Source organism: Escherichia sp. KTE172, from assembly GCF_000408845.1.
Taxonomy (GTDB): domain Bacteria; phylum Pseudomonadota; class Gammaproteobacteria; order Enterobacterales; family Enterobacteriaceae; genus Escherichia; species Escherichia coli.
Window position 1 is genome coordinate 4,491,005 of record NZ_KE137316.1, and the last position, 6,744, is coordinate 4,497,748.

General features: G+C 56.8%; 10 protein-coding genes and 1 pseudogene. All 11 read left to right on the top strand.

The annotated features are described in order from the left end of the window. Nucleotides 1–474: pseudogene (locus G434_RS03135) on the top strand (S49 family peptidase); the annotation flags it as partial. A gap of 9 nt (nt 475–483) precedes the next feature. Next, on the top strand, nt 484–816 hold the full coding sequence (locus G434_RS03130; protein ID WP_000201478.1) for a head decoration protein: 333 nt from the start codon (nt 484–486) through the stop codon (nt 814–816). Nucleotides 817–871: 55 nt separating this feature from the next. Next, nucleotides 872–1,897 (top strand): major capsid protein, encoded by a 1,026-nt coding sequence (locus G434_RS03125; RefSeq protein WP_016240478.1) that lies wholly within the window; start codon nt 872–874, stop codon nt 1,895–1,897. A gap of 41 nt (nt 1,898–1,938) precedes the next feature. Beyond that, nucleotides 1,939–2,334, top strand: a complete 396-nt coding sequence (locus G434_RS03120; RefSeq protein ID WP_000160184.1) for a DNA-packaging protein FI — start codon at nt 1,939–1,941, stop codon at nt 2,332–2,334. A gap of 11 nt (nt 2,335–2,345) precedes the next feature. Beyond that, the gene (locus tag G434_RS03115; RefSeq protein WP_000752994.1) at nt 2,346–2,699 is read left to right on the top strand and encodes a head-tail joining protein; all 354 of its coding nucleotides are present in this window, start codon (nt 2,346–2,348) and stop codon (nt 2,697–2,699) included. 11 nt (nt 2,700–2,710) lie between these two features. Beyond that, a complete protein-coding gene (locus tag G434_RS03110; RefSeq protein WP_000985123.1) occupies nt 2,711–3,289 on the top strand; it encodes a phage tail protein in 579 nt (192 codons plus the stop codon). Then, nucleotides 3,286–3,681, top strand: coding sequence for a phage minor tail U family protein (locus tag G434_RS03105; RefSeq protein WP_000683128.1), 396 nt, complete (start codon nt 3,286–3,288; stop codon nt 3,679–3,681). Before G434_RS03110 ends, G434_RS03105 begins: the two co-directional genes overlap by 4 nt. Nucleotides 3,682–3,688: 7 nt before the next feature. Continuing rightward, nucleotides 3,689–4,429, top strand: coding sequence for a phage tail protein (locus G434_RS03100; RefSeq protein WP_016249749.1), 741 nt, complete (start codon nt 3,689–3,691; stop codon nt 4,427–4,429). Between the two features lie 15 nt (nt 4,430–4,444). After that, nucleotides 4,445–4,867 carry a phage tail assembly chaperone G gene (gpG, locus tag G434_RS03095; RefSeq protein WP_000479145.1) on the top strand — a complete coding sequence of 141 codons (423 nt, stop codon included), beginning with the start codon at nt 4,445–4,447 and terminating at the stop codon, nt 4,865–4,867. Continuing rightward, the gene (locus G434_RS03090) at nt 4,849–5,283 is read left to right on the top strand and encodes a phage tail assembly protein T (protein ID WP_000459457.1); all 435 of its coding nucleotides are present in this window, start codon (nt 4,849–4,851) and stop codon (nt 5,281–5,283) included. Before gpG ends, G434_RS03090 begins: the two co-directional genes overlap by 19 nt. Further along, nucleotides 5,276–6,744: phage tail length tape measure family protein (locus G434_RS03085; RefSeq protein WP_016249750.1), on the top strand; the 1,469-nt coding region annotated here is incomplete at its 3' end. The genes G434_RS03090 and G434_RS03085, both read left to right, overlap by 8 nt.

The following is a 6,744-nucleotide window of genomic DNA, read 5'->3' on the forward strand; positions in this document are numbered from 1 at the left end:
ACCGATGCGATCACCGTCATGCGTGATGCACTGGATGCACGTAAATCCCGTCTCTCAGGAGGGCGAATGACCAAAGAGACTCAATCAACAACTGTTTCAGCCACTGCTTCGCAGGCTGACGTTACTGAGGTGGTGCAAGCGACGGAGGGCGAGAACGCCAGCGCGGCGCAGCCGGATGTGAACGCACAGATCACCGCAGCGGTTGCGGCAGAAAACAGCCGCATTATGGGGATCCTCAACTGTGAGGAGGCTCACGGACGCGAAGAACAGGCGCGCGTTCTGGCAGAAACCCCCGGAATGACCGTGGAAACGGCCCGCCGCATTCTGGCCGCAGCACCACAGAGTGCACAGGCGCGCAGTGACACTGCGCTGGATCGTCTGATGCAGGGTGCACCGGCACCGCTGGCTGCAGGTAACCTGGCATCTGATACCAATAAAGAATTACTTAATACACCTGAAGCTTTACCGGTATAAGAGGCAGTTATGGCGACAAAAGAAGAGTTTAACCATTACCAGCCGCTGGGTAACAGTGATCCGGCTCATACAGCAATTGCGCCTGGCGGATTGAGTGCGAAAACGCCTGCAATGACCCCACTGATGCTGGATGGCACTACCCGTAAGCTGGTTGTGTGGGATGGCACCACCGACGGTGCAGCCGTTGGCATTCTGGCGGTTGCTGCTGACCAGACCAGCACCACACTGACGTTCTACAAGTCCGGCTCGTTCCGTTATGAGGATGTGCTCTGGCCGGAGGCTGCCAGCGACGAGACGAAAAAACGGACCGCGTTTGCCGGAACGGCAATCAGCATCGTTTAATCTTCCCCTTCATCAACAAAGGCCGCCTGTGCGGCTTTTTTTATGGAAATAATTTATGTCTGTATATACAACTGCAGAATTACTGGCATCGACCCAGCATCACTTTAAGTTCGATCCGCTGTTTCTGCGCCTGTTTTTCCGTGAAACCTATCCTTTCACCACGGAGAAAGTCTATCTCTCACAAATTCCGGGACTGGTAAACATGGCGCTGTACGTTTCGCCGATTGTTTCCGGTGAGGTTATCCGATCCCGTGGCGGCTCCACCTCTGAATTTACGCCGGGTTATGTCAAACCCAAGCATGAGGTGAATCCGCAGATGACCCTGCGTCGCCTGCCGGATGAAGAACCGCAGAACCTGGCTGACCCGGCTTACCGTCGTCGCCGTATTATTCGGCAGAATATGCTGGATGAAAATCTGGCGATTGCCCAGGTCGAAGAGATGCAGGCAGTTTCTGCCGTGCTTAAGGGCAAATACACCATGACCGGTGAAGCCTTCGATCCGGTTGAGGTGGATATGGGCCGCAGTGAGGCGAATAACATCACGCAGTCCGGCGGCACGGAGTGGAGCAAGCGTGACAAGTCCACGTATGATCCGACCGACGATATCGAAGCCTACGCGCTGAACGCCAGCGGAGTGGTGAATATCATCGTGTTTGATCCGAAAGGCTGGGCGCTGTTCCGTTCCTTCAAAGCCGTCAGGGAGAAGCTGGATACTCGTCGCGGCTCTCATTCCGAGCTGGAGACAGCGGTGAAAGACCTGGGCAAAGCGGTGTCCTACAAGGGGATGTATGGCGATGTGGCCATCGTCGTGTATTCCGGACAGTACGTGGAAAACGGCGTCAAAAAGAACTTCCTGCCGGACAACACGATGGTGCTGGGGAACACTCAGGCACGCGGTCTGCGCACCTATGGCTGCATTCAGGATGCGGACGCACAGCGCGAAGGCATTAACGCCTCTGCCCGTTACCCGAAAAACTGGGTGACCACCGGCGATCCGGCGCGTGAGTTCACCATGATTCAGTCAGCACCGCTGATGCTGCTGGCTGACCCTGATGAGTTCGTGTCCGTACAACTGGCGTAATCGTGGCCCTTCGGGGCCATTTTCTCTATGTGGAGGAGTCCATGACGAAAGGTGAACTGATTGTCCGTCTCCGGTCGCTGGGTGAGCAACTGAACCGTGATGTCAGCCTGACGGGGACGAAAGAAGAACTGGCGCTCCGTGTGGCAGAGCTGGAAGAGGAGCTTGATGACACGGATGACGCTGCCGGTCAGGATACCCCTCTCAGACCGGAAAATGCGCTGACCGGACATGAAAATGAGGTGGTATCAGCGCAGCCGGATACCATGATTGATACGGCTGCTCTGGTCACGGTTGTGGCACTGGTGACGCTGCATACTGATGCACTTCACGCCACGCGGGATGAACCTGTGGCATTTGTGCTGCCGGGAACGGCGTTTCGTGTCTCTGCCGGTGTGGCAGCCGAAATGACAGAACGTGGCCTGGCCAGAATGCAATAACGGGAGGCGCTGTGGCTGATTTCGATAACCTGTTCGATGCTGCCATTGCCCGCGCCGATGAAACGATACGCGGGTACATGGGAACGTCAGCCACCATGACATCCGGTGAGCAGTCCGGCGCAGTAATACGTGGTGTTTTTGATGACCCTGAAAATATCAGCTATGCCGGACAGGGCGTACGCGTTGAAGGCTCCAGCCCGTCCCTGTTTGTCCGGACTGATGATGTGCGGCAGCTGCGGCGCGGCGACACGCTGACCATCGGTGAGGAAAACTTCTGGATAGACCGGATTTCGCCGGATGATGGCGGAAGCTGTCATCTCTGGCTTGGGCGGGGCGTACCGCCTGCCGTTAACCGTCGCCGCTGAAAGGGGGATGTATGGCCATAAAAGGTCTTGAGCAGGCCGTTGAAAACCTCAGCCGTATCAGCAGAACGGCGGTGCCCGGTGCCGCCGCAATGGCCATTAACCGCGTTGCTTCATCCGCGATATCGCAGTCGGCGTCACAGGTTGCCCGTGAGACAAAGGTACGCCGGAAACTGGTAAAGGAAAGGGCCAGGCTGAAAAGGGCCACGGTCAAAAATCCGCAGGCCAGAATCAGGGTTAACCGGGGGGATTTGCCCGTAATAAAGCTGGGTAACGCGCGGATTGTCCTGTCCCGACGCAGGCGTCGTAAAAAGGGGCAGCGTTCAGCCCTGAAAGGTGGCGGCAGCGTGCTTGTGGTGGGAAACCGTCGTATTCCCGGCGCGTTTATTCAGCAACTGAAAAATGGCCGCTGGCATGTCATGCAGCGTGTGGCCGGGAAAAATCGTTACCCCATTGATGTGGTGAAAATCCCGATGGCGGTGCCGCTTACCACGGCGTTTAAACAGAATATTGAACGGATACGGCGTGAACGTCTTCCGAAAGAGCTGGGCTATGCGCTGCAGCATCAACTGAGAATGGTAATAAAGCGATGAAACATACTGAACTCCGTGCAGCCGTACTGGATGCACTGGAGAAGCATGACACCGGGGCGACGCTTTTTGATGGTCGCCCCGCTGTTTTTGATGAGGCGGATTTTCCGGCAATTGCCGTTTATCTCACCGGCGCTGAATACACGGGCGAAGAGCTGGACAGTGATACCTGGCAGGCGGAGCTGCATATTGAAGTTTTCCTGCCTGCTCAGGTGCCGGATTCAGAGCTGGATTCGTGGATGGAGTCCCGGATTTATCCGGTGATGAGCGATATCCCGGCACTGTCAGATTTGATCACCAGTATGGTGGCCAGTGGCTATGACTACCGGCGCGACGATGATGCGGGCCTGTGGAGTTCAGCCGATCTGACTTATGTCATTACCTATGAAATGTGAGGACGATATGCCAACACCAAATCCTGTGGTGCCGGTGAAAGGGGCCGGGACCACACTGTGGGTTTATAAGGGGAGCGGTGACCCTTATGCGAACCCGCTTTCAGACGTTGACTGGTCGCGTCTGGCAAAAGTTAAAGACCTGACGCCCGGCGAACTGACCGCTGAGTCCTATGACGACAGCTATCTCGATGATGAAGATGCAGACTGGACCGCGACCGGGCAGGGGCAGAAATCTGCCGGAGATACCAGCTTCACGCTGGCTTGGATGCCCGGAGAGCAGGGGCAGCAGGCGCTGCTGGCGTGGTTTAATGAAGGTGATACCCGTGCCTATAAAATCCGCTTCCCGAACGGCACGGTCGATGTGTTCCGCGGCTGGGTCAGCAGTATCGGTAAGGCGGTGACGGCGAAGGAAGTGATTACCCGCACGGTGAAGGTCACCAATGTGGGACGTCCGTCGATGGCAGAAGATCGCAGCACGGTGACGGCGGCCACCGGCATGACGGTAACGCCCGCCAGTGCTTCCGTAGTGAAAGGGCAGAGCACCACGCTGACCGTGGCCTTCCAGCCGGAAGGCGCAACCGACAAGAGCTTCCGTGCGGTGTCTTCGGATAAAACAAAAGCCACCGTGTCGGTCAGTGGTATGACCATCACCGTGAACGGCGTTGCTGCAGGCAAGGTCAACATTCCGGTTGTATCCGGTAATGGTGAGTTTGCTGCGGTTGCAGAAATCACCGTCACCGCCAGTTAATCCGGAGAGTCAGCGATGTTCCTGAAAACCGAATCATTTGAACATAACGGTGTGACCGTCACGCTTTCTGAACTGTCAGCCCTGCAGCGTATTGAGCATCTCGCCCTGATGAAACGGCAGGCAGAACAGGCGGAGTCAGACAGCAACCGGAAGTTTACTGTGGAAGACGCCATCAGAACCGGCGCGTTTCTGGTGGCGATGTCCCTGTGGCATAACCATCCGCAGAAGACAAAGCTGCCTTCCATGAATGAAGCCGTTAAACAGATTGAGCAGGAAGTGCTTACCACCTGGCCCACAGAGGCAATTTCTCATGCTGAAAACGTGGTGTACCGGCTGTCCGGTATGTCTGAGTTTGTGGTGAATGATGCTCCTGAACAGGCAGAGGACGCCGGGCCTGCAGAGCCTGTTTCTGCGGGAAAGTGTTCGACGGTGAGCTGAGTTTTGCCCTGAAACTGGCGCGTGAGATGGGGCGACCTGACTGGCGCGCCATGCTTGCCGGGATGTCATCCACGGAGTATGCCGACTGGCACCGCTTTTACAGTACCCATTATTTTCATGATGTTCTGCTGGATATGCACTTTTCCGGGCTGACGTACACCGTGCTCAGCCTGTTTTTCAGCGATCCGGATATGCATCCGCTGGATTTCAGTCTGCTGAACCGGCGCGAGGCTGACGAAGAGCCTGAAGATGATGTGCTGATGCAGAAAGCGGCAGGGCTTGCCGGAGGCGTCCGTTTTGGCCCGGACGGAAATGAAGTTATCCCCGCTTCCCCGGATGTGGCGGACATGACGGAGGATGACGTAATGCTGATGACAGTATCAGAAGGGATCGCAGGAGGAGTCCGGTATGGCTGAACCGGTAGGCGATCTGGTCGTTGATTTAAGTCTGGATGCGGCCAGATTTGACGAGCAGATGGCCAGAGTCAGGCGTCATTTTTCCGGTACGGAAAGTGATGCGAAAAAAACAGCGGCAGTCGTTGAACAGTCGATGAACCGGCAGGCGCTGGCTGCACAGAAAGCGGGAATTTCCGTCGGGCAGTATAAAGCCGCCATGCGTATGCTGCCTGCGCAGTTCACTGACGTGGCCACGCAGCTTGCAGGCGGGCAAAGTCCGTGGCTGATCCTGCTGCAACAGGGGGGGCAGGTGAAGGACTCCTTCGGCGGGATGATCCCCATGTTCCGGGGGCTTGCCGGTGCGATCACCCTGCCGATGGTGGGGGCCACCTCGCTGGCGGTGGCGACCGGAGCGCTGGCGTATGCCTGGTATCAGGGCAACTCAACCCTGTCCGATTTCAACAAAACGCTGGTCCTTTCCGGCAATCAGGCGGGACTGACGGCAGATCGTATGCTGGTCCTGTCCAGAGCCGGGCAGGCGGCAGGGCTGACGTTTAACCAGACCAGCGAGTCACTCAGCGCACTGGTTAAGGCGGGGGTAAGCGGTGAGGCTCAGATTGCGTCCATCAGCCAGAGTGTGGCGCGTTTCTCCTCTGCATCCGGCGTGGAGGTGGACAAGGTCGCTGAAGCCTTCGGGAAGCTGACCACAGACCCGACGTCGGGGCTGACGGCGATGGCACGCCAGTTCCATAACGTGACGGCGGAGCAGATTGCGTATGTTGCTCAGTTGCAGCGTTCCGGCGATGAAGCCGGGGCATTGCAGGCGGCGAACGAGGCCGCAACGAAAGGGTTTGATGACCAGACCCGACGCCTGAAAGAGAACATGGGCACGCTGGAAACCTGGGCAGACAGGACAGCACGGGCATTCAAATCCATGTGGGATGCGGTGCTGGATATTGGTCGTCCTGATACCGCTCAGGAGATGCTGATTAAGGCAGAGGCTGCGTTTAAGAAAGCAGACGACATCTGGAATCTGCGCAAGGATGATTATTTTGTTAACGATGAAGCGCGGGCGCGTTACTGGGATGATCGTGAAAAGGCCCGTCTTGCGCTTGAAGCCGCCCGAAAGAAGGCTGAGCAGCAGAGTCAACAGGACAAAAATGCGCAGCAGCAGAGCGATACCGAAGCGTCACGGCTGAAATATACCGAAGAGGCGCAGAAGGCTTACGAACGGCTGCAGACGCCGCTGGAGAAATATACCGCCCGTCAGGAAGAACTGAACAAGGCACTGAAGGACGGGAAAATTCTGCAGGCAGATTACAACACGCTGATGGCGGCGGCGAAAAAGGACTATGAAGCGACGCTGAAAAAGCCGAAAGGCGTGAAGGTGTCTGCGGGCGATCGTCAGGAAGACAGTGCTCATGCTGCCCTGCTGACGCTTCAGGCAGAACTCCGGACGCTGGAGAAGCATGCCGGAGCGAA